At 60.4% G+C, this 24,377-nt stretch carries 16 protein-coding genes; 11 read left to right on the top strand and 5 right to left on the bottom strand.

Annotation, left to right across the window (positions count from 1 at the left end):
• The first annotated feature begins 371 nt into the window (after positions 1-371).
• Together GKC41_RS07840 and GKC41_RS07835 are read left to right on the top strand one after the other, a co-directional pair.
• A complete protein-coding gene (locus GKC41_RS07840) occupies positions 372-3,125 on the top strand; it encodes an HAD-IC family P-type ATPase (RefSeq protein ID WP_324612108.1) in 2,754 nt (917 codons plus the stop codon).
• Positions 3,126-3,184: 59 nt separating this feature from the next.
• Positions 3,185-3,613 carry a nucleoside deaminase gene (locus GKC41_RS07835; protein WP_154313707.1) on the top strand — a complete coding sequence of 143 codons (429 nt, stop codon included), beginning with the start codon at positions 3,185-3,187 and terminating at the stop codon, positions 3,611-3,613.
• A gap of 9 nt (positions 3,614-3,622) precedes the next feature.
• On the opposite strand, the gene GKC41_RS07830 is transcribed toward GKC41_RS07835, so the two are convergent.
• Positions 3,623-4,450 carry a sulfite exporter TauE/SafE family protein gene (locus GKC41_RS07830; RefSeq protein ID WP_154313706.1) on the bottom strand — a complete coding sequence of 276 codons (828 nt, stop codon included), beginning with the start codon at positions 4,448-4,450 and terminating at the stop codon, positions 3,623-3,625.
• A 222-nt stretch (positions 4,451-4,672) separates the two neighbouring features.
• Here GKC41_RS07830 and GKC41_RS07825 point away from each other — a divergent pair, with 222 nt between their 5' ends.
• Entirely contained in the window at positions 4,673-5,647 is a 975-nt protein-coding gene (locus GKC41_RS07825; protein WP_154313705.1) for a ketopantoate reductase family protein, read from the top strand.
• A gap of 176 nt (positions 5,648-5,823) precedes the next feature.
• Positions 5,824-8,049, top strand: a complete 2,226-nt coding sequence (locus tag GKC41_RS07820; protein WP_154313770.1) for an alpha-galactosidase — start codon at positions 5,824-5,826, stop codon at positions 8,047-8,049.
• Between the two features lie 22 nt (positions 8,050-8,071).
• On the opposite strand, the gene GKC41_RS08880 is transcribed toward GKC41_RS07820, so the two are convergent.
• A complete protein-coding gene (locus tag GKC41_RS08880) occupies positions 8,072-9,352 on the bottom strand; it encodes an ROK family transcriptional regulator (RefSeq protein WP_154313704.1) in 1,281 nt (426 codons plus the stop codon).
• Between the two features lie 268 nt (positions 9,353-9,620).
• On the opposite strand from GKC41_RS08880, the gene GKC41_RS07810 reads away from it, so the two are divergent.
• From GKC41_RS07810 to ilvA, 6 genes are all read left to right on the top strand, one after another.
• The gene (locus GKC41_RS07810; RefSeq protein WP_418904399.1) at positions 9,621-10,817 is read left to right on the top strand and encodes an ABC transporter substrate-binding protein; all 1,197 of its coding nucleotides are present in this window, start codon (positions 9,621-9,623) and stop codon (positions 10,815-10,817) included.
• Positions 10,818-10,837: 20 nt separating this feature from the next.
• Positions 10,838-11,776 carry a carbohydrate ABC transporter permease gene (locus tag GKC41_RS07805; protein ID WP_154313702.1) on the top strand — a complete coding sequence of 313 codons (939 nt, stop codon included), beginning with the start codon at positions 10,838-10,840 and terminating at the stop codon, positions 11,774-11,776.
• 1 nt (position 11,777) lies between these two features.
• Positions 11,778-12,677, top strand: coding sequence for a carbohydrate ABC transporter permease (locus GKC41_RS07800; protein WP_229281726.1), 900 nt, complete (start codon positions 11,778-11,780; stop codon positions 12,675-12,677).
• A gap of 86 nt (positions 12,678-12,763) precedes the next feature.
• Positions 12,764-14,674, top strand: a complete 1,911-nt coding sequence (locus GKC41_RS07795) for a glycoside hydrolase family 13 protein (RefSeq protein ID WP_154313701.1) — start codon at positions 12,764-12,766, stop codon at positions 14,672-14,674.
• A gap of 162 nt (positions 14,675-14,836) precedes the next feature.
• On the top strand, positions 14,837-17,302 hold the full coding sequence (locus tag GKC41_RS07790; protein ID WP_195760211.1) for a bifunctional alpha,alpha-trehalose-phosphate synthase (UDP-forming)/trehalose-phosphatase: 2,466 nt from the start codon (positions 14,837-14,839) through the stop codon (positions 17,300-17,302).
• A 257-nt stretch (positions 17,303-17,559) separates the two neighbouring features.
• Positions 17,560-18,825, top strand: coding sequence for a threonine ammonia-lyase (ilvA, locus tag GKC41_RS07785; protein WP_154313699.1), 1,266 nt, complete (start codon positions 17,560-17,562; stop codon positions 18,823-18,825).
• Positions 18,826-19,069: 244 nt separating this feature from the next.
• Here ilvA and GKC41_RS07780 read toward each other — a convergent pair whose 3' ends face one another.
• The gene (locus tag GKC41_RS07780) at positions 19,070-19,741 is read right to left on the bottom strand and encodes an ATP-binding cassette domain-containing protein (protein WP_154313698.1); all 672 of its coding nucleotides are present in this window, start codon (positions 19,739-19,741) and stop codon (positions 19,070-19,072) included.
• 25 nt (positions 19,742-19,766) lie between these two features.
• A complete protein-coding gene (locus GKC41_RS07775) occupies positions 19,767-21,800 on the bottom strand; it encodes a bacteriocin-associated integral membrane family protein (protein WP_195760210.1) in 2,034 nt (677 codons plus the stop codon).
• Between the two features lie 497 nt (positions 21,801-22,297).
• On the opposite strand from GKC41_RS07775, the gene GKC41_RS07770 reads away from it, so the two are divergent.
• Positions 22,298-22,600 carry a hypothetical protein gene (locus GKC41_RS07770; RefSeq protein ID WP_154313696.1) on the top strand — a complete coding sequence of 101 codons (303 nt, stop codon included), beginning with the start codon at positions 22,298-22,300 and terminating at the stop codon, positions 22,598-22,600.
• A gap of 518 nt (positions 22,601-23,118) precedes the next feature.
• Here the strand turns inward: GKC41_RS07770 and GKC41_RS07765 are convergent.
• Entirely contained in the window at positions 23,119-23,874 is a 756-nt protein-coding gene (locus tag GKC41_RS07765) for a Sir2 family NAD-dependent protein deacetylase (protein ID WP_154313695.1), read from the bottom strand.
• Between the last annotated feature and the right edge of the window lie 503 nt (positions 23,875-24,377).

The raw sequence follows: 24,377 nt of genomic DNA, 5'->3' as shown, positions 1-24,377 counted from the left end.
CAAGCCAAAATGGTGGACAGACTGCGCTCGCGATAGGCGAACATTTGTGAAAATCCGGCCCGGGGACCCCTCGTAAGTGCGTGAAACGCCGGCTCAATCGGTATACTCGTGAAGACCGGGAAGGCTCCAAACCTCCCAGAGGTGCACCGCTTGTGGCGGCTGACCATGGAGCCCCATCTCTTGACCCCGGGGACTTGCGCGCACGCTATTGTTTCCCCGATGCTTTTGGACATCCCCCGGTCCAGAAGGAAGATTGCAAGAACGACTGCAGAGGGTTGCATGCGGGGACAAATGACCGATCCGGTTTGGAAAGGCCAGGTTGACCGATGACATCATCCGTGACATCTACAAACATTAAGAATCAGAACGCAGTGGCAGCAGGGACTGACATGCGTTTCGACGACACCGACTGGCATAGCTTGGAGACCTCGGCTGTGCTGGACGCCCTGCACACCGGGGACCAGGGTTTGGATACGCAGGAGAGCGCACGCCGACTGGAGATCTTCGGGCCCAACAGCCTGGCCGAGGCCCAGGCCAAACCCCGTTGGAAGCTTTTCCTGGAGCAGTTCGCCGGCCCTCTGATCGCCGTTCTGATGGTCTGCGGCATCATTACCATTTTTCTGCAGCACTATGTGGACGCTGCGGCCATATTCCTGGTCCTTTTTCTCAATGCCATCATCGGCTATGTGCAGGAATCCAAGGCCGACAAGGCCGTGGAGGCCCTGACCACCCTGTCCACCCCCACCACACGGGTGGTGCGCCAGGGCCGGATGGAGCAGATTGACGCCGACCAGCTGGTTCCGGGCGACCTGGTCCTTCTGGAGAGCGGCGACCGTATCCCCGCCGATCTGCGATTGATCGAGGCCCTTCACCTGCGCATCGACGAGGCCATGCTGACGGGCGAGAGCGAGGATGCCAAGAAGAATACGGACCCTGTGGACCGCGACGCAGCCCTGGGCGACCGGCGCTGCATGGCCTTCTCGGGCACCATGGTCACCAGCGGCCGTGGACGCGGACTGGTGGTGGCCACCGGTTCCGACACCGAGCTGGGCGAAATCAACGATCTGGTCCATGTGGCCAAGGGCCGCACCCCCCTGCAGCGGATCATCCACCGCACCGAGGTGGGCATCGCCGTCGCCGTCATCCTGGTGGCCATCTTCGTCTTCATCGGCGGAGCCATCCTCAATGGCGACGCCACCGGGGCCTTCCTGTCCGCAGTCTCCCTGGTGGTGGCCTCCATGCCCGAGGCCCTGCCCATCGTGCTGACCGTGGCCATGGCCTTGGGTGTCTCAAGGATGGCCGAATACCATGCCATCGTCCGTTCGCTGCCGGCCGTTGAAACCCTGGGTTCCATCACCGTCATCGGCTCGGACAAGACCGGTACGCTGACTCAGAACCGCATGACCGTGGAACAGTTCACCTTGGGCGGTGGCCAGCCCGTTCCCGTCGAGGGCATGGACCTGGGTGCAGCGGCTGTATCCGGCGACGAACGTATGCGCGGTCTGGCCGCCCTCGCTCGGGCCGGGGCTCTGACCAATGAGGCCCACCGGCAGCCAAATGAACAGGGCGGCATCGAATACAGCGGTGACGCGGTCGACATGGCCATGGCCCGCCTGGCCGACCAGACCGGGGCCGTGACCACTGAAGACCTGGACACTCCTATCGTCATGGAGACCCCCTACGAGCCGGAGCTGCTGCACTCCATGACCATCCGCCGTAGTCCGGACGGCACCCTGACCCAATACGTCAAGGGAGCTCCGGACGCGGTCATGGCCATGTGCCGAACCATGCTGGACCCGGACGGCCAAGTCGTTCCCCTGGACACCCAGGCCGTCCACAAGTCTTACGAAGCCATGGGCTCCCAGGGGCTGCGCGTCATAGGCGTGGCCAGCAGGGTCCTTTCCTCTGACCAGGACCCCGCCTCCCGTCGTCGACCCGACGACTTGACCTTCCTGGGGCTTGAGGGCATGCTCGATCCGCCTCGACCTGGTGTGCGCGAGGCCATCGCCGAATGCGCCAGGGCCGGCATCCGCGTGGTCATGATCACCGGTGACCACCCGGTGACCGCAGCAGCCATAGGTCGCCGCCTGGGTCTGGAGCACACCGATCAGGCGTTGACCGGCAGCGAGATGCTGGAGATGAGCGACGAGGTCCTCCGGGCTCGTCTGCGTGAGACCTCCATCGCCGCCCGTGTCTCCCCCCAGGACAAGCTGCGTATTGTGGAGGCCCTGCAGGACGAGGGCCATGTGGTGGCCGTGACCGGCGATGGCGTCAATGATGCCCCGGCCCTGAAGGCTGCTTCGGTAGGCATCGCCATGGGTCGTTCCGGCACTGACGTGGCCCGGGAGGCCAGTGATGTGGTCCTGACCGACGACAACTTCGTCACCATCACCCAGGCCGTGCGTCAGGGGAGGGTCATCTTCAAGGCCATCCGCGGGTCCGCCTACTTCCTCCTGTCCACGGCTGCAGCCGCCATGATTGCCGTGGGGGTCAATGTAATCGCCGAGGAGCCCCTGCTCTTCCTGCCCCTGCAGATGCTCTGGATCAACTTCGTGACCAACGGCGTCCAGGACATCGCCCTGGGATTCGAGCCGGGCAACGGTGATGAGCTGGAGTCACCCCCGCGTTCGTCCGGAGAGGGTCTGCTCTCGAGGGTGCTCTGGGCGCGACTTGCAGTCTGTGGACTCTGGATGGCCACCTGCATCCTGGTCCTGTTCCGTTTGAACATCAACGCGGGTATGGATCTGGCCCACGCCCGGACTATCGCCCTGACCCTGCTGGTCCTCTTCAACTTCTTCGTCGCCATGTCGGCCCGATCCGAGAACAGGCTGATCGTCCAGCTCAACCCCTTGGACAACACCTTCCTCCTGGTGGCCTCGTTCGTGGCCCTGGGCATCCATGCGGGGGCCATGTATCTGGCTCCGGTTGCGGGCGTTCTGGGCATGGCTCCCTTGAGCGCAAGCCAGTGGCTCATCTGCCTGGGAATTGGACTGACGGTCCTGATCTTCAGCGAGGGCGACAAGATGGTTCGTGCCTTCCTGGCCAAGCGTGGCATCGACACGTCCGGGCGGCCCAAGGGCCATCTGCACCATATGCGCCGCCGCATCGCGGGCATGATCAACTGAACCGACCTGTCGGGCTGGACTGTCAAACTGAACCCGTGCAAGAACGGTGGAAGGCGCCCATGGAGGAGGCCCTGCGGCTGGCCGGCATAGCCGGAGACCGGGGGGATGTGCCCGTGGGCGCCCTGGTCCTGGATGCCTCGGACCGGGTCATCGGCCGGGGCTTCAACCAGCGGCAGGCCCTGGGCCGTCCCCTGGCCCACGCCGAGATGGAGGCCATCGGGGAATCCGATGCGGGCTGGGACTTGGCCGGGTGCACCATGGTCGTCACCCTGGAGCCCTGCCCCATGTGTGCAGGAGCGCTGATGGCCTGCCACTTCAGCAGGGTGGTCTTCGGCGCCTGGGATCCCAAGATGGGAGCCTGCGGGTCGGTCTGGGACCTGCCCCGTGACCCGCATACCGGGACGAAGGTCGAGGTGCTGGGCGGCGTGTGTGAACAGGCATGCGCCGGGATTCTTGCCGATTTCTTCACCCGGCACCGCCAGGACTGAGTCCCGTTTTCAGCTGTGGTTGTGATTGGCCCTGTACCGCTGGAAGGCCGGGGTGACCTGGAGGGCCGCCCAGATGCAGCGCAAAACAATCAGACAGAGGTAGGCGGCGAACAGATTGGCGCCTACCCGTGCGCTGACCCCTGAGGCCGCCCAGGTCCCCACCGGCGTCATCAGCGCGGCCACGATCCCCAGAAGCAGCCCCTGACCGGCGTGAACCAGGTGGTGGCGCAGGTTGGTGAACGTTCCCGACAATGAACTGGGCAGGATGGCCAGCAGGGAGGTTCCCCTGGCGATCAGATCGCTGGCGCCCAGCAGGGCCAGGGCCGGTACTGCAATGGCTCCGCCGCCTACGCCCAGCAGCCCTGAGAGAGTCCCGATCAGGATGCCGACCAGCAGAATGATCAAGGCCACCGCCGGGCTCAGCCGGATGGTGCTCTCCCTGGAGGGTGTGGACAGCAGCTGCTGGGCAATGACCGCCATCAGGAAGCCCACGTAGAGCCACCTGAGTATCACCTCAGGAAGCCGGTCCAGCAGCCAGGTGCCGATCTGCGCCCCAATGACCGTGCCCACGGCCAGCAGCAGGGCGGCCAGCCAGTCCACATGCCCGCCCAGGGCGTAGGAGGCCACCCCTGCCAGCGACATGGGGATCATGGAGGCCAGCGAGGTGGCCGAGGCCTGCCGTTGCTGCAGTCCGGTCCACACCAGGGCGGGCACGATGATCGATCCGCCGCCGATGCCGAACATCCCCGACAGGAATCCGCTGATCACGCCTACCAGGACCAGGATGGCCAGGGTCCGCCGGTCCATCCCTCCGGCTCCTCTCTGCTCTTTCTGCATGGGTTCCAGCCTAGGTCGACGTCTCCATCGGGATGGCAGGATGTCCGCGTATGCGGCCAAGTCCTCCAAGGTGCGGAAATCCAGGCATATTCCAGCCCTTATGTCCACCATGCGACCGTTGCCTTGGTTCCCTTCTGCCGTCTCGGCATACTGCTTGGTATCCCCCGGGCCGGTCCCCGGAGGTGCGTCGTCTGATCAAGAGAACAAAGAGGGTGTGTTTCGATGCGTTATACGGTCATCGGTGCCGGAGCCATGGGCTATCGTCTGGGCGTGCTGCTACAGGAGCAGGCCGGCCTGCAGGTGGATTTCGTGGATACCTGGATGCCCAATATTGACAAGGTTCATGACCAGGGAGGCGTCTATGTTTCCCGCGATCATGAGAATCGGCATTTGGTGCCCGTCAACATTTACACCCCCGAGGACTACAAGGGCGACCCCGACGTCTGGATCGTCATGCTCAAGCAGATGCAGCTGGAGGCTGTCCTGGAGCGTTGCGCACCGCTCTTCCGCGACCATCAGGTGGTCTTCTCGGCCATGAATGGCTGGGGGCACTTCGACAAGCTGCTCAAGTACTTCCCCAAGGAGCGCATCTACGGCGGCACGGCCATGATCGGCACGGTCCTCAATGGGCCGGGCGACGTGGACTTCATCGGTAAGTCCGGGGCCGGTTCCATGCACCTGTGCGCCATGACCGAGCAGACCACCGACCTGGAGCGCCGGATGGCCGAGGACTTCAAGGCCGCCAACCTCAACCCCATCCTGACCGAGAACTTCGAGGGCACCTGCCTGGCTAAGATCATCTTCAACTCGGTGGTCAACACCATCTGCACCATGTATCAGATCACCATGGGCCAGTTCATCTCCTACCCGGGCGCCAAGGATATGTCCCGCCAGCTGATCGACGAGGCCTATGACGCCTGCGAGCGGGCCGGCAAGCAGCTGATCCAGACCCGTCAGGAGACCCTGGACGAGGTGGATTACGTCAGCCGCGTGGGCAACCCGCTCCACTACCCCTCCATGTACCAGGACATGTCCAAGGGCCGTCCGACCGAGGTGGATTACATCAACGGCTACCTGGCGCGCCTGGGCCGCGAGCATGACTACGTCTGCCGGACCCAGGAGTTCCTCACCCACGGCGTCCATCTGGCCGAGCTGGCCTTCCGCGTCCATCATGAGGAGCAGGCCGACCAGGGGTGATGTGAACGGTCGCTGAGCAGATTGCCGTGAATTACTTTCCCAAGTAAGAAAAACACGCCTTTCCAGACAAGTTAGCCGCGGGTCCCTAGCATGGAGCCTAATCGTTCAATGTCGGCAAACGACATCGTCGGGCTTATGGCGGAGGTGTCATGGAGGATCATCGCGGCGGCCCAAGGATGGGGTCCTATCAGAGCAAATCGAATCTGGGGGTTCCCCTCAGGCTGGTTTACATGGAGCAGTCCGGGCTGTCCCTTGCTGTCCTCTTCCCGGGGAAGGGTCTGCCACGAATAGTTCACTGGGGCGATCCGGTGGCTGATCCGCAGGCCTTTCTGGGATCCTATGACGCTCTGGCCCCGCAGCGGGTCTCGGGAGGACTGGATCTTACAGCCTGGCCCAGCATCCTTCCGACCCAGTCCGAGGCGTGGACCGGACAGCGCCGACTGCGCATCAGCCGCGGCGGTGTTGAGGTCTTTTGCTGCTTCCAGGTGGAATCAGTCGATCTGGGTACGGAACCGATCCGGCCTGACGACTCCGCTGTTCCGACGCTGAAGGTTCAGGCCTGCGATCGGGACCAGGGCGTGGGGCTGACCTGGCATTGCCAGGTGCTCCCGTCCGGTCTTGTCAGGCAGCGTGCAGACCTGTTCAACCTGGATAGGGTCAGAGGTCTGGATATTAACGGCTTGGAGCTGGCTTTCCCCTTGCCGGCCGAGGCAACCGAGATTCTGACCACCACCGGTCACCACCTGCGCGAGCGCAGTCCGCAACGTCAGCCACTGACCGTAGGCCGTCTGGAGCGTTCAAGCCTGGTGGGCCGACCGGATTTTGATTCCTCCCTAGTCATGTGTGCGGGCCGACCCGGGTTCGGATTCGAGCATGATGAGGTATACACGGTCCACTTGGGCTGGAGTGGCAATGGCCTGCTCAGCGCCGAGCGGATTCCTTCAGCTCCCGCATTGCTGGGGGGTGGCGAGATTCTGATGGCCGGGGAGATTACGCTTCCTCCTGTTGACGGTCATTCCGACCAGCAGGTATATTCCATGCCTTGGCTCTATGGTTCCCGTGGCAAGGGGCTGGACCAGGCGGCCCACAGGTATCATGCTTTCCTGCGGTCCCTGCATCCTGGCTTGGCCTCACGTCCCCGGCCCGTCACCCTCAACACCTGGGAGGCGGTCTACTTCGACCAGTCCTATGACAAGCTGGCTGCCCTGGCCGAGCAGGCCGCCCGTATAGGTGTGGAGCGCTTTGTCGTTGATGATGGGTGGTTCCAGGGCAGGCGTTCGGATGAGTCCGGGCTGGGGGACTGGTCCATCGATCGGCAGATATGGCCTGAAGGGCCTAAGAGCCTGGAAGCCCTGGCCGCAAGGGTACATCAGCTGGGAATGGAATTCGGCCTCTGGTTCGAGCCCGAAATGATCTGTCCGGACTCAAACGTCTTTCGCGATCATCCTGACTGGGTCATGTCCCCCGGGCCTTCCCGGTTGCCTGTCGAAGGCCGCAACCAGCAGGTCATGGATCTGACCAACCCCGATGCCTATGCCCATGTGTTCGAGGCCATGGACTCGCTCATTACGCTTATGGGCATCGACTACATCAAGTGGGATCACAATCGCTATGTGACCGAGGCCCGCTCTCCCCGGTCGGGACGTCCTGCCGTGCATGCGCAGACCGAGGCGGTCTATGGAATCATGCGCGACCTGAAAACCAGGCATCCCGGTTTGGAGATTGAGTCCTGCGCTTCAGGGGGCGCCCGTATCGATCTGGGCGTATTGGAATATGCCGACAGGGTCTGGGTCTCGGACTGCGTGGATCCGGTCGAGCGGGCCGACATCCAGCGGTACACATCCCTGCTGGTGCCTCCGGAGATGATGGGTGAACATGTGGGCGACTCCCCGGCCCACTCCACCGGCCGTGCCACCTCGCTCGATCTGCGTGCGGCCATGGCTTTCTTCGGCCATATGGGCGTGGAGTGGAACCTGCTTGCCGTGCCCCAGGATCAGTTGGATGAGCTGAGGCAATGGATCGATCTGTATAAGCAGTGGAGGCATATGCTGCACACCGGTCATGTAGTACATGGCGACGCACCGGACCCGGCAGTCCGCTTGGATGGGGTGGTCTCTGCTGACGGCTCTCAGGCGCTCTACCGCTTCACCCAGTTGACATCTTCGGCCAATTACCCCCCGCAGACTCTGGCGCTTCCCGGCCTGGATCCCAGTGCTGATTACCGGATCAGGCCCTTGGATGTCTGCTGTGACCTGGATCGGATCGGCAACGGGCAAAGCCCTCTGACCTGGTGGCGTCCCCAAGGCGTGGTCCTCCCGGGTGCGGCCTTGGGCGCTCAGGGAATCCGGCCGCCGGTCATCCACCCGGCGGAGGCGGTGATCTTTGAGGCGAGTCGTATCTGAATCCGTCGAGCCGTTTCCCGATTCATTCGGGCTTATCGGCCTCTTCGGAACCCTGCAGATACCGGGCGATTGCTCTGGCTGCGGGGGCTTGGGCCCAACGGAGCCAGTCGCCGTCGATGATCTTCACGGGGACCTCGACCATCTGGCTGTGGCGGAATGAGGCCGTGCCCTTGCGTACGGATTCGATGCATCTCTTCATCAGATAGGAAGTCTCTCCACCCACCAGAACCTTGTCGGGCAGGGCCACGTTGGCCACCAGGGCGATCAACACCCCTAGCCGATAACCGGTCAGATTGAGCAGGGTCTCAGCCTGCGGCATGTCCTCCTCCAGGTCTTTGACCAACTTGTCAAAGCCGGCAGCTTGTCCGATGGCATGCGAGTATTGCTCAGCCAGGGATCCTGTAGTCAGGCACTGGGCGCAGCCACGATGGCCCAGATAGCAGACCGGCCCATCCGGATCCACCAGCTGATGGCCGATCAGCCCAAAACCCTCGTCCGGTGAGGAGACGGGCATGCCGCGCTCGCTTAGGGCATAGCCAATGCCGGATCCCATGGTGATCAGAGCGAACCGGTCCAGCCCGATGCCTTCGCCAAACCATCCTTCGTACAGGGCCAGGGCATCGAGATCGTTGAAGACCAGACAAGGCAGATCACATGTGCTCTCCATCTGGGTGGCAAGGTCAACGGGTTCGCTCCAATGCAGGAAGGGGGCATAGGTGACGACCCTGTCTCGCTCCGCCCGTCCGCCCAGGGAGATGGCCAGGCCGGAGGGGCTGGGCAGCCCGGCCTGGCTGATCTCGCGCACGCAATCTTGGGTTAGGTCTGACAGCATCCTTACGACCTGGCCCGGGCTCCGTTGCCGAATGTGATGACTGTGGGACCGGCCGACGGGTCGGCAGGCCAGGTCCGTCGCCGTGGCCAGCGCGGTGCCACCGTGAAGGTTTATGCCGATGAAGGTCTTGGCTTCCCGGCGGATGACCAAGGCCTGCTGCGGTCTGCCTACGCTGCTGGAACTATGCTTGCGGCCATCCTGTCTTCCTGGTTCGTCTGCCTGCGGTAGAGTGCCGGCTTCCCGGATGACCCCGAGATGGGTCAGATCGTTGGTGATACGTGATACGGCGCCCTGGGTCAGATTGAATCGCCGCGCCAGAGCCACTCTGGAGATCGGACCGTGTTGGAGGATCTCAATGGCGATGCGGTGGGTGTATTTGGAGGCCGTGAACCAGGTTGGGAACGGCCGTGCTTCCCCTGAGTGGTCAGCATCCCCGTGTTGGTTTGATATTTGGTTGTCTCTGTCGGCCACGACGCCTCCTTACGGACAAACCTCCCTATACTGAATAGCCTATCCTAATTACTTTCTTAACGAAAGGAACTCGCCGGAGCTGGGAATGAAATATCCCGGTACCCTATGCTGGTCCGCAGAATCATCTAGGTCACAGTTGCCCGTGCAGATGGTAAAGGAGCCAAAGATGAAGGATATCGGCAGTAGGAAAGGATCCGGGCTTGGCCGAATATCGGCCTGGGTCCGCAACGGAGTCGCCTCACTCCTGGCTCTGTTGACTCTCGTGGCCATGGCGGGCTGCGGCTCCGCGGATTCAGGCCTGGTCACTCTGGACTTCTTCCAGTTCAAGTTCGAGGCCGCCGACCAGTTCAAGGCCATGGTGGCACAATTCGAGAAGGAGAATCCCGACATCAGGGTGAACATCAACAATTCGGCCGACGCCCAGACGGATTTGCGCACCCGTCTGGTCAAAAACCGGGTGCCCGATGTCATCACCTTCAACGGTGATATCAGCTTCGGCATGTTCGCAGCATCCGGGGTCTTCCATGATTTCACTGATGATCCCCTGGTCAAGGAGCTCAATCCAGGCATGGTGTCGATAGCCAGGAATCTGGTCCAGACCAAGGATCCTTCGGCCAAGCGCCTGTATGGCCTGCCCTTTGCCGGCAACGCAAGCGGATACATATACAACAAGACGCTCTGGCGAAGGGCAGGGGTCGACCCTGACAATCCGCCGCGCACTTGGTCGGAGTTCACGGCCGTCATGGACAAGTTCAAGGACCAGGGCATCGAACCTGTGCAGGGAACCCTCTCCGATTCCTGGACCGCCCAGGCCCCTTTGGCATCTCTGGCGGGAACCCTGGTCCCCGAGAGCAAGTACAGGGATCTACTGGCTGGGAAAACCGATTTCAAGACCCTGTGGACACAGCCGGCCCGGCGCGAGGTCGAGCTCTTCAGCCATTCCACCGGCGACAAGGGCGTTACCTACCAGCAGGGCACCCAGAACATGGCCAAGGGCAAGGTGGCGATTCTTCCCCTGGGAACATACGCCATACCGCAAATCAGGATGATCAATCCGGATGTGGACCTCGGATTCGCCCAGATGCCTGCGAATGATTCCCCCTCCCGGCAGATACTGACGGCCGGCGACGATGTCATGCTGACCATGGGTGCCACCACCAGGCATCCCAAGGAGGCCATGCGGCTGATCCGTTATCTGATGCAGCCCCGGCAGCTGCGCACGTATGCAAAGGCCCAGACGGCCTTCACGCCGACCAGAAAGGTGGAGGCAGGCGATCCGGCCCTGAACGGGGTTCTTCCCTTCTTCCAACAGAACCGCTTGGCCGACTTCTGCGACCATTACATCCCCTCTTCCATCAATATCGGCGGCTATCTGCAGACCATGGTCACCAAGGGGGATGTGGATGGCTTCATCGGTTCCATGCAGAACGAATGGGACAAGGTCCAAGCAAGGAACTTCCAATGATGAAAGGTCAGGACTCAGACATGGCACAATCCAAGACCGTCGGCGTCCACACTGCTGACGTAACAGCCAAGGCCAGAAAGCGGCCTTCAAGGTTCTCCAATCGCAAGGTGGACCGCGCCTTCTACTGGATGGCGGTCCCCGCCGCTCTGATTTTTGCGCTCTTCCTCTATGTGCCCTTCCTCCAGGGTGTGGCCTACTCCTTTACGAATTCCCAGGGATACGGGCGTTTCTCATGGATCGGCTTCAAGAATTACGGCGCCCTCTTCCGTGATGGCCGCGTGGGCCACGCCTACCTGTTCACTCTGTTGATCGCCATCCTGATCACCCTGTTGGTCAATTTCATCGCCCTGTTCATCTCGGTGGCGCTGAATGGAAAGATCGCCTTCAAGAACGGGTTCCGGGTCATCTATTTCATCCCCTACACGCTCTCGGTTCTGGTCATCGGCTATGTCTTCAAATACATCTTCATGACGCCCCTGCCGGCTCTAGGCAAGGCCCTGGGCATCGGCTGGCTCTCCCAGTCCCTGCTGACCAGCGAGCACTATGCATGGATCCCCATCGTCTTCCTCTCGGTCTGGCAGGCGGTGGCTTATTCAACCCTGATATATCTGGCGGGTCTACAGACCATCGACTCAGAGGTCTATGAGGCCGCATCCATCGATGGCGCCAACGAGTGGCAGAAATTCTGGAGGGTCACTTTCCCCCTGATTGGCCCGTTCTTCACCATCAATCTGGTGTTGACTCTGAAGAATGCCTTCAACACCTTCGATCAGGTGGTGGCCCTGACCGCAGGAGGACCTGATTCCAGGACGGAAACAGTCACCTACCTCATCTACAAGGGCGGCCTTACCGGAGGCGAGTACGCCTACCAGACAGCCAACGCGGTCATGTTCTTCATCGTCCTGGCCGTGATTGCGTTCATCCAGCTGGGCATTTCCAGAAGAGGGGAGAAGATCTGATATGGCACAGACAGCGCTTATGCAGCCTCAGACACCGGCACAATCAGCAGGAAGAGGGGGAAGGCGGCATCGGGGATTCCCGGGATCACGCCTCAAAAGGGTCAACTGGTGGCTGACTGCCACCGTGGCTGTGCTCTCCCTGACGATTCTTGTGCCGCTCTACTTCACCGTGGTCACGGCTCTGAAGACCCCTGCGGAAGCCGGAACCTTCAGTCTGCCCTCTTCCTGGCAGTGGCACAATTTCGCCGATGCCTGGAACAAGGTCAACTATCCCAAGGCTGCGCTGAATTCGGCCATCGTCACGGTCTGCGCAGTGGCACTCACCCTGCTGACCAACACCTTCGTGGCCTATGCCGTAGCCAGGAATATGGACAAGCGCTTCTTCCGCTTCCTCTACTACTTCTTCATCGCGGCCATGTTCGTCCCCTTCCCTGTGGTCATGCTTCCCATCGCCAAGCAGTTCGGCAGCTGGCACCTGGACAACGTGCCCGGTCTGATCCTGCTCTACGTGGTGTTGGGCCTGGGCACCAACCTCTTCATCGCCACGGGGTTCATCCGATCCATCCCCACCGCTCTTGAGGAGGCCGCCCGCCTGGACGGCGCAGGTACCTGGAGGATATTCTGGACCATCATCTTCCCTCTGATGGGTCCGATCAATGCGACCATCGCCATCACCACGGCTCTCTGGGCCTGGAACGATTTCCTCATGCCGTTGATCGTTTTGACGGATCAGACCAGCCAGACCATCCCTCTGGCGCAGTATGTCTTCAGCTCCCAGTTCGCCACCAACTATCCGATGGCCTTCTCCAGCTACCTGATGGCTCTGGCGCCCATCCTGATCGTCTACTTGTTCGCACAGAAGTGGGTCATCAGCGGCGTTATGAGAGGAGCTGTCAAGTAGCCCGCCAGGAAAGGCGGTCAGGGCAGCCTATAGTGGAGGTCACAGAACAAGGAAGTCCCAGGAATCCAATCTTCGTGAGGAGGACCATGACCCAGAAAGAACGCATGCAGCTGACCGATCGGGTACGGACCAACGGAGCCACCCCCAATCCCTGGTGGGCCAACGCGGTGGTCTACCAGATCTATCCACGGTCCTTCCAGGACACCAACGGCGACGGCTACGGCGACCTGCCGGGCATCACCCAACGGCTGGACTACCTGGCCGACCTGGGCGTGGACGTGATCTGGCTGAGCCCGGTCTACAAGTCCCCCCAGGACGACAACGGCTATGACATCGCCGATTACCAGGACATCGACCCCATCTTCGGCACCATGGACGATATGGACGAGCTTCTGGACCAGGCCCACCGTCGGGGGATCAAGGTGGTCATGGACCTGGTGGTCAACCACACCTCGGACGAACACGCCTGGTTCCAGGCCTCCCGCAACAAGGACGACCCGCACGCCGACTGGTACTGGTGGCGTCCCGCCAAGGCTGGCCACGAACCCGGCACCCCGGGCGCAGAGCCCAACCAATGGGGGTCCTACTTCGGAGGCTCCGCCTGGCAGTACGATCCGCAGCGCGGCGAATACTACCTGCACCTGTTTTCCAAGAAGCAGCCCGACCTCAACTGGGAGAACCCCCAGGTCCGGCAGGCCGTCTTCGACATGATGAACTGGTGGATGGACCGGGGTATCGACGGGTTCCGCATGGATGTGATCGTCATGATCTCCAAGACCGTCGACTCAGAGGGGCGTCTGCCTGGCGAGGATGGATCGGCCATCGCTGACGGTCCTGTAGGGCCCGAGGGATACTCGTCCTCGGTGCCCTTCTGCGTGGACGGCCCCAGGCTGGACGAATTCCTCAGACAGATGCGCAGCCAGGTCTTCCAAGGCCGACAGGGCTACCTGACCGTGGGGGAGGCTCCCAGCCTGGCACCTGCCCGCAGCGGGCAGATCACCGATCCCGCCAGCCACGAGCTGGACATGCTCTTCCTCTTCACCCAGACCGAGGTTGACACGGGGGACAGCAAGTGGGACATCCGCCCCTTCCAGGTCTCCCGGCTCAAGGCGGCCATGGACGAGCAGCAGCAGGCTGTGGCCAAGGCCGGATGGGCCAGCCTCTACTTCGACAACCACGACCAGCCCAGGATCGTCTCCCGTTGGGGCGACACCTCCAGCGAGGAGCTGCGCTCGCGTTCGGCCAAGGCCCTGGGGCTCCTTTTGCACATGCACCGGGGGACCCCCTACATCTATCAGGGCGAGGAGCTGGGCATGACCAACGCCGGCTTCACCAGCCTGGACCAATACCAGGATCTGGAGTCCATCAACCTCTACCACCAGCGGGTCGACCAGGCGCACGAGCAGGATCCGGAGTCCATGATGGCCGCCCTGGCCTATATGAGCCGCGACAATGCCCGCACCCCCATGCAGTGGGATTCCACCAGGTTCGCCGGCTTCACGGCTCCATACGCCCCCAAGGAGCCCTGGCTGGCCGTCAACCCCAATAGGGACAAGGTCAACGCCAAGACTGAGCAGCGTGATCCGGATTCGGTCCTGGCCTTCTACCGGGAGCTGATCCGCCTGCGGCACACCAATCCGGTCGTGGCGGCCGGTGACTTCACCCTTCTGGATCCGGATGCGGACCAGATCTACTCATTCACCCGTTCCCTGGACCAGGCGCCCGAGCCCAAGTCGGGACCCGAGGCTGACAGCGTTCTGGACGCCCTGCCCTGCCAGCGCCTGCTGGTTGTGGTCAATCTGAGCAGCCGCCCGGCCTCACTGCCGCCTGAAACCGCCGCACTTCTGGGCCTGGACCAAACCGGATTCACCTCCATGGCCCTCGGAGCGGTGGACCCCGATCGGATCCTCATATCCACCTACAGACCGGAGCAAACCGCCAGCTCCCTGCTGACCGGCCGCCTCTCCCCCTGGGAGGGCTTCGTCTACCGACTCTGAGGAAAACCCCGCCGTCGGCACGTTTTCCCGGCTAGAGTGGAAGTCAGCGATGCCCTGATGGGCCTGTACGGACCGGTTGGGTCCCCGGGTCCCGGGGCTATGGGTCCGCGCCGTGGTCAATCCCGACGATTCCGGCGCGGACGGGAAAAGAAAGCGGGTTGCATGTCTCGTCTGATCATCGTCTCCAACCGTTTGCCCATGTCCTTGCAGGCACAGGAGGACGGCTCTTACACCTTGCGCCAGAACGTGGGGGGACTGGCCACGGCCATCGGCCCCTATCACCGTTCCCATAAGGACTGCCTCTGGATCGGCTGGAGCGGCATCGATCCTCAGAAGTACTCGGAAAAGGAGCTGGACCGCATCCGTCAGGCCTACCGGGAGAGCCGGTGCATTCCTATATTCCTGAGCAAGGAGGAGCTGAACGGATACTACGCCGGGTTCTCCAACAACACCCTCTGGCCGCTCTTCCATGACTTCTCGCACGAGGCCGTCTTCCGCCAGGAGGACTGGGAGATGTACCGCAAGGTCAACATGCGTTTCGCGCAGGTGGTGGAGCCGCTCATCCGCAAGGGCGACACCATCTGGGTCCAGGACTACCACCTGATGCTCCTGCCCAAGATGTTGCGCGAACGTTACCCTGATGCCTCCATCGGCTGGTTCCTGCACGTGCCCTTCCCCAGCGCCGAGATCTTCCGCTCCCTGCCATGGAGCCGCGAGATCCTGGAGGGCGTCCTGGGCGCCAACCTGATCGGCTTCCATACGGTGGACTTCTCCGCCAGCTTCCTGGCTTCGCTGCACAGGCTGCTGCCCGAACTGCCGGTCAACCGGGACGGCGTGGTCGAAATGCCTGACGGCCACCGAGCAGCCATCGACGCCTTCCCCATCGGCATCGACTACAACCTCTACCGGCGTACCGCCCACTCCGGCCTGGCCCGGGCCATGCGTCGAGGAATCGACGAGGTCTGCGGCAAGTCCCCCCGTCATCGCTACCGCACCTCGGTGACTGCCGAGGGCGTGGCGGCCAACGAAGCCGCCACATCGGACGCCAACTGGTGGAGCCACTACATGGAGAAGGACATCCCCGAGTCCACGCTGGCCAAGCAGGCGGCCTCCTCGGTGGGCAGCCGCTCCAACAAGGTCATCGTCTCGGTGGATCGGCTGGATTACACCAAGGGTCTGCCCGAACGGCTTCAGGCCTTCGGCCGCATGCTGGACAAGTACCCTGAGTGGGTGGGCCATGTCACCTACTACCTGCTGGCCACCCCCTCGCGGGAGGTCGTCGAGTCCTATCAGCGGCTCAAGGCCCAGGTGGACCAGTTGGTGGGGGAGATCAACGGCCGCTACTCCCTGCTGGCCTGGACCCCTATCCACTACATCACCCGCTCCCTGTCCATCAAGCCGGTCTGCGGCATCTACACGGCCGGCGACGTAGCCCTGGTCACCCCCCTGCGCGATGGGATGAACCTCGTGGCCAAGGAGTACCTGGCCTGCCATGACGGACGCGACGGCACCCTGGTCCTGTCGGACATGTGCGGGGCTGCCGACGAGCTGACCGATGCCTTCATCGTCAATCCCTACGACATCGACATGGTCTGCGAGGCCCTGCACAACGCCCTGGAGATCACCCCCGAGGAGTCCAAGCGGCGCAACATCCGCATGCAGGCCCGACTCAAGGTGCGCACCGCAGCCAACTGGTGCACCTCGTTCCTCGACTCCCTGCGGCAGGTGTCCATTCCGGGTATGACAGACAGGAGGCTGCGTATGGATCACCACAACGCCATCGTTCGTCAGTGGGACGGCGCCCATCGTCGTCTGGTCCTGTGCGACTATGACGGGACGCTGACCCCGCTTGTTCGCCGTCCTGAGCGGGCCAAGCCCACCCAGGCCCTTCGCCGCCTGCTGACCCAGGTGGGAAGCAATCCCGATGTGGACTTCCTGCTGGTCTCCGGCCGCAGCCATCAGATCATGCAGGACTGGTTCGGTGACCTGCCGGTGGGGCTGATTGCCGAGCATGGCGCCTGGAACCGCAACCTGCCCGGCAGCGACTCGGACGAGTGGCAGCGGGCGCAAGGCCTGCCCGACTCCGATACCTGGCAGAAGGTGATCCGGCCCATCATGGATGAGTCGGCCACCAGGGTCCCCAACTCCTTTGTGGAGAGCAAGTCCGATGCGGTGGCCTGGCACTACCGGATGAGCGATGCCCAGGTGGCCGACCAGGAACGTCAGGATCTGCTCCATCGCCTGCGCGGAGTAGTGGTCGGCCTGGGGTTGATGATCATGGAGAACTCCAAGGTCGTCGAGGTCACCCCTGTGGCCACCAGCAAGGGCCAGGCCATCCTGCCCTTCGTCAACAGCGGCGACTACGACTTCATGATGGCCCTGGGCGACGATGAGACGGACGAGACCATGTTCGCCGTTATGCCTGATAAGGGCTGGACAATCAAGGTCGGGCCCGGCCAGACCAAGGCCCGGCTGCGGGTCAACGATCCGACCGCGGTCACTCTGCTGCTGGCCGACCTGGGTGCCGGTGTGGCCCGTGACGTTAATGAGCCTGTGGCCTCCCACGACTTCCGCGACGACCATACCGTGGTCGACGAGGCGCATGCCCGGCTCACTGACGACAAGTAAGGCAGACGACCGCAAGCCATCACCTGCGACTGTTAGCCATCACCGGTGACCGCTCGTGAAGTCCGTCAAGTTCACGGGCGGGCTGGTGCTTCGCCTAGCTATCGGTCTGCTTGTTTCAGGTTTGCTCTCATAATTGTCCGGTCTTCGGGTGTCCAAACGTCCGATTGCCCGCAGGTTTTTGTTTTTCGATAAGTTTGGGTGTCCACCATGTTGACGGCTGACCCCATTGGTCGGGTCCGGCCGACCATACTTGGAGCATGGATACTTCAACAATCACAGCCTGTCTTCAGGCCGATCATGCCGCTGATCTGCGCAAAGCCGCCCAACGTCTGGAAGGTGTAGCCCGCCATACTCTTATCGAGAAATCCGATGACCTGGGTGCTCGGATAGGCCATCGCGTTCTGCTCAAGCCGGAGAATCTGCAGCTGACCGGATCTTTCAAGATTCGCGGAGCTTACAACAAGGTGGCCTCGCTGAATCAGGACGAGCTGGACCGCGGTATCGTCACCGCTTCCGCTGGCAATCATGCCCAGGGGGTGGCTTTTGCCGCACGCAGCCGTGGCGCGAAGGCCACCATCGTCATGCCCCGAATCACGCCGCCCCTCAAGGTCGATGCCACTCGGGCCTATGGTGCCGAGGTTGTCCTGCAGGGTGAGGTCTTCGATGAAAGTTCCGAGTACGCCCTGGGCCTGGCACGCGATCGCGGCATGACCTTCGTCCCGCCCTTTGACGACTACGAGGTCGTCTGCGGCCAAGGGACCATCGCCATGGAGATTCTTCAGGATGTGCCCGATGTCACCGATATCGTGGTTCCCCTGGGTGGGGGTGGGCTGGGCGCCGGAGTGGCGCTCGCCGTAAAGACCTTCAAGCCTGAGGTCAGAGTCATTGGAGCCACCCCGGTCGGGTCCCCGGCCTGGCGTGAATCTCTGACAGCTGGTCATGTGGTCGCAGCGGATCGGATTCGTACGGCTGCCGAGGGTGTTGCCGTCAGACGTCCCGGCGATTTGAACTATGCTCTGCTCAGCCGCTATATGGATGATCTGGTCCAGGTGACTGAAAGCGACATCTCCGAGATGATTCTATTCATGCTGGAGAAGCACAAACTGGTGGTCGAGGCAGCTGGTGCCGTCTCTCTTGCTGCGCTGGGCCAGTTGGATCTGCAGTCCGATGTATTCCGGTCGGCCCCGGGGCCGCATGTGATCGTCCCCATCATCTCGGGCGGCAATATCGATACGGTCACCATGGGTGCTGTCATCCAGCGGGGGATGATCTCCCGCGGGCGCATCATGCAGTTCGGCGTGGAGTTGCCCGACGTACCTGGCCAGCTGGTCAAAGTGGCCACGGTCCTGGCCGATCTGCGTGCCAATGTGATCGAGCTCAACCACGATCAGTTCAAATCCTCCGGCCACTATGACAACGGCGTGCTCTTGGAGGTGACTGTGGAGACCAACGGCCCCGATCACATCACCCAGATTCTGGATACCTTGCGCAGTCGAGGCTTCCAGGTCCATCAGAACTACTGAGCACTATGTCCCGATTGGATCCGGTGCCTGTGCCTGGCATCCGATGTTCGGGGACAATGATGGACAATGATTATCGCCGAGAGAACAGTCGGAATCGCCGATGCCTTTGCTGGACTTGGCTGATGGGACTTGCTGGTTCTTAAAGGGCCATTCTATGGCGATTCTTGTGCTGGCTTGCGTCTTATCGCAGGCGGAGTCCCTTCCCCGGAGTCGCCACGGTCTGCGGGTGGAGGGTGTGGGTATATCAGCCTATTTCGATAATCGACGTACAGATTTGCTTTATTTCCTCATTGTGTGTTGAGATGATGACGGCAGCGCCTTGTTGGGCAAGTTCGCACAGTATGCGTATTACGACGTTGGCGTTGTCCTGATCCAGCGCAGAGGTCGGTTCGTCTGCAAGAATGACATTCGGCTGTTTGAGCAGGAGCCTGGCGAGGGCGATTCTCTGTTGTTCCCCGCCCGATAGGGTGTATATCTTTTTCTTCTGTGAGCCATTCATCCCGACGATGTCAAGCACGCTTTCGATTCGTTCATCCCATTCTTTGCGATGCTCGCGCTTCTTCATTTTGAGGGGAATCTGCAGGTTATGCGACACGTTCCACTGTTCGACAAGACCATAGTTCTGGAATAGAAATCCTATGTTTTCGCGAAGACACACTCGCTGCCCCTTCCGGCTCTTATGCAAATAACCGGAACGGAATGTCCCTTCGTTGTAAGTGACCGATCCTTCATCAAAGTCCTCCAACAAGCCGACGCAGTTGAGCAGGGTCGTTTTGCCTGCACCGGACGGCCCGCTCACTGCGATTATGGAACCAGGTCCAGCGTCGAAGGACAGTCTCGACCATAAGGTGTGTTCTGCAAATCTCTTGGTAAGTCCTTCGACTTTCAATGTCGGCTGCCTGCCTGCGTCTGTCATATGCATCTCCCTCCGCACCGTGGATTCACGGGCGTTTAATGTCGTCGGCACGGAACCTTGATTCGTATACCGATACGGTAATGGCCATGATGAGGCTGGATACAGCGAAGAGCAATGTTCCAGCCACCAGATCCGCAACCTTGTTCATCGAGCCGATAATGCCGACTGCCATGAGGGTCAGCAGCATCCCAATATTCTGCATGATAAGAAAGCTTCCATGTCTTCTGAAAAACCCGTATCCATGGATGAATTGAACGAAGGAGAGTCTGCGTCGTCTTGCACAATACGCGGCCGAGCACACAAGGATGGCCATCATGGCAGCGGCCAGACCGAACGATATGGCTATGATGTCCCCACGTTGCTCGTTCCGGGATAATGACAACGTATACGCCACGGAGTCCTTGGCGTTATCAATACCCTGGAAGTATCCGGAGATTCCATAATGGTCCAGCTTGCTTTGCAGGAGTTCCGGATCGGAGAACAATACACTATCGCTTGATGTGTATGACAGGTATACCATGGGGCTGATCAACCCTGACGATGGGGATGTGACGGCTACCACCGGATCCTTCAAAGACAGCCTCTGCTGATCTTCCGCAGGCATGAACTGGGTCCCCGAGAAGAGGGATATGTCTTGGCCCGAACGTGTGCGGACCAGGACGCCGTGAGGGCTACAGGAATATGGTTTCTGTTTCTGGGTAACACCCAGTTGGCACTGTGTCTTGAAATATTCGGCATATTTCTTCAACAAGGCTCCGGGGTCCCCTTTATATGATGAAGGCACCAGGAGTGTGAAAGCCCCGACATCGTTTCCAACCACCCTAACCGGTTTCCCATCAAGTCCGGCAATGGGTTGTTTGTCTAGATAGTTCGGGCTCACTATCATCGAATCGGATCCGTCCGGTTCATAAGGATCATTGTTCCCATCAGCGGGAAAAACGGAGTCACCGTTATACCCGACCAGCATTGCCTTCCCTCTGCTGTCAAGATCCTCGATCACTTTCATCAGGGGAGGCGCTGTCCGGAGATTATCCTCGTGTGGGGTGTTGGTGTTGACTGACAATCTGAGGACATATTGATCCGAGATGCGAGACCATTGTGCCAAGGACCGGCTGGTGCTCTGTATTGCGCTGATTCTATTCAGAGACCCGCTGATGGTGCCAAAGAGAACAGCCACCACCATGAACTGGGCAAAACCCGCGATGACGCCATCACGGAGTTCGTTACCCTCTCCGTTGAGAACGGCGGGTATTCGATTGCGGAATGTACTGGCACCGCCTAAAACCAACGTCAGGAAGACAAGATATGCTGTCAATACAGCCACGGCGATAAACAGCCCTCGAAGGAGTCGCCAAATCTGGTGGAAGTTATTGATAAGCCAGAGGAAAGGCAATCCCACCAAGGCAATCGTCATCAATCCCACGACGAGCGTGGCGAGCAGTGAAACCAGCTCGCCGACGAGTATCCTTCCGCTGGTATAACCGTGCATCGCCTTGATCGCATGTATCTTCCTGTTCCTGGACAGGGAATACGCGGTGGAAACCACCAACGTGATGGCGATGATGGCGACTCCCGCCCAAAGGCCACCCCTCCCTAACGCATATATCGTCGCACCTATCCAGAGGCCTCGTGACCAGAGGCTTTGTGATTCGTCAACCACTATCCGGGAACGTGACAAAGCCTTGGCGAGCTGTTCCATATGCGACCTATCCGCATTGGTCGCATACCTTCCGCGCAAGTCCTGGGTGGTAATCTCCTCAAAAGAAACTACTTTCGTTGACTGGTCACGCGTTGAAAAGGAAGGATAATCGTACCCTCCATTTCGTTGAAAAGACTTTTGGTCACCCACAAAGGCCACGAGAACACGAGACTTCATTGAATCACGAAATGAAGGTTGGATTTTGAAGACATTAATCCCTAAATTTCTTGATGCTTGAGCAATCGCACGCACAGCATCCGCCTTCGTCGCGGTATCAACCCTCTCGACGGTGAAAGAGGTACCGGTACCTGCCGGAAGCTCCTGGTCGATGGTGATAAGCATCTCGAATGTCACCACCATGGTGAGAATCAAGGAAGCCCAAATCGTCAACCGTTGAATCCAGTGAATTCGCAAATCACCTCACCCACCCAAAACAAAGAGAAATCCTGCGGGTACATGCCGGTAAATATGTGCCAGCACCTCGTTCACTAAGTGATACCAGGCATCACGTCATTGCATACCTGATACTCGTAAGTGAGTTATACACCACAGTAGCACTGATTGTCTGAGGTAACGCGGCCAGTCCGAGCGACAGCCTATTTATTGCTATTTGCTTGAATTGTGACGTATCCAGTACTCTTCGCGGTCCCATAATGGCCCTTGGTCGGGATGCCAACATGACGAGGTCACATATCCCAACCTGGAAACTCGTAGCGATGACAAGTAAAACTACCTCCACCAGCGCCGCCTGCCATGGCAACAGGCACCATTCCAGCCGACCAGGCAAGAAAGAACCACTATGGCAAAGCACCCTGCCCTGCCATGGCACGAAAGCAGGCGCCGGACAGGAAACGGCAATGAGCGACAAGAAAATACGACGCGCGATCATGGAGGCAAGCGAATACGAGAAACGCATGGACCGGCTCGACCAGTCCCCCTCGAAGCCGTCGGTTGCCGCATGGGGCGGCGAGGAAGCCAAGAGGATCAGCCAGACCAAGCTCGACCCCGACACGGACACCACAAAGCTGTTCGCCACCCTGATGGGGCGCCCATCGATTGAGCAGCGCGAACAGGGCAGGAAGCCGAAAGTGCAGCACAGCCTGCGCTTGAGCGAACCCATGGACGAATACGTATCCGCCGCCATAAGCGCGAGGGGCTGAAGAACCGCAGCAAATACTTCCGCATGCTCGTCCAGCGGGATGCCGAAACCCACCACACCGACCTCGTCGGCGCATGACACGGGACTGAAACCGAACCGGCGGGATCGCGGCGATCACGCATGATCATTCCGGGATATTCGGCACTCCCCCGCTTGAACGTCTGCTGCCAAGGGGGAGCCCCAGCTGGCCATGTGCGCCATGATGGCCCAGCGGGTTCGCCGGAAGCGTCGGAGCTCTGTTGGGACAAGGCGTTTCAGGCTTATGGCTCTACCAAAAGTATGCTATCGGGCATGAAAAGGCCCCGATGGGATGTATGACTTGAAGCCAGCGGGGTACCGGGGTTCCAACAAAACGACGCTGACAGGGGACCGGGTATAGGCGGAGTCTGTCTGAGGTGAGACGGAAGACGGCGCTAGAAACGCCATAGCGGGCCCCGCAGGTTCTTGCAGGGCCCATCAGAAATCTGCAGATTGTAGGTCTGCTCCAGTAATTGCCAATTGCGCGGAGCAGTCAGCGAATCATTTCTGCCCGGCGATGGTTTTGTCGACGAGTTTGGGCAGTGCCTCTTCGATAGGTTCGTGGATGAGTCGGGTTGCCAGGGAATCGTATTGGGTCGAACCCATGTTCATGATGGTGATTGGCACACCTGCTTGGGCTGCCACCGGCACCAGTGAGGCCGCCGGATACACCTCCAAGGTCGAACCGATCACCCAGAATTGATCAGCCTGGCTGGCTAGCCTCATGCTCTTTTCCATGGCTCCTTCGGGCAGGGCCTGACCGAAGTAGACCACATCAGTCTTGATGATGCCATTGCATGGCATGTTGCCCTGGTAGGGCATGGGCTTGTGGCAGTGTGGATCGGGCTCCTGATCAAGCTTGGCCATGATGTCGGCCGTCCGATATGCCTGGCCGCACTTCATGCAATGGGAGCTGCCGATGGTCCCGTGAAGGTTGACGATGACGTCCTCGGAGTTACCGGCTTTCTCGTGGAGGGCATCGAAGTTCTGCGTAGCCAGCAGGTTCAGCATGCCTGCCTGCTCCAGCCTGGCCAGTGCCTTGTGGGCTACTCCGGGCTGGGCCTTCCAGACGGGCGACTCCTTCTGCCATCGCCATGAATACTCCCGCTGCTTCTTGTCGTTCATGAACAGGTCCAGGTCATAAACGTTCATCTGGTCAGGATGCTTGGTCCAGACCCCGTCAGGTCCGCGGAAATCCGGTATGCCGGCGGAAGTCGAGATGCCCGCACCGGTCAGTACTGCAATTGTTGTGCTCATACACCCGTCTTACCATCCGTTAATAGACTCTATGAGTCGAAGGCCTACATGGTGCGCGAATATGCATTTATATCAGCACTGACATTCTTGCGTTGTGGATGACTAATGATTGAAGGCCGAGAGAGAGCTCCGCACGGGTATGGCTGCCTGTGACCAAAATTCAAAAGGACCATGAAAGGGCTATTCTGACATGCTGATTCAGCAGTGGCCTGAACAATACTTTGTGAATAAAATGTGTGCATGGAGCGAGGAGCGTGAGCTGAAGGCCCATTTTCGGGAGACTCAAAGTTAGAAAGGAACATGTAACGACACGCCGTTTGAGGGCTTGTTATTGCTTGTTTTGAGGGACTTCATAGGAGTGCCGAGTTGCGTTTTGGTCGGCTCGTGGTAAGTTTATCTCTTGCTGCTCAACACGGCGGTTCTTCTTCCGGGAGGAAGTTGAATGGCTTGTTGGTGTGGTGGTGGTTTGAGAACTCAAGAGCGTGTTTGTGCTACTTATAGCT

The sequence above is a fragment of the Bifidobacterium asteroides genome (genome assembly GCF_009683175.1).
In the GTDB taxonomy this organism is placed as follows: Bacteria; Actinomycetota; Actinomycetes; order Actinomycetales; family Bifidobacteriaceae; genus Bombiscardovia; species Bombiscardovia asteroides_H.
The sequence above is the reverse complement of the archived record's forward strand: the minus strand, read 5'-3'. Positions and strand labels throughout refer to the sequence as shown.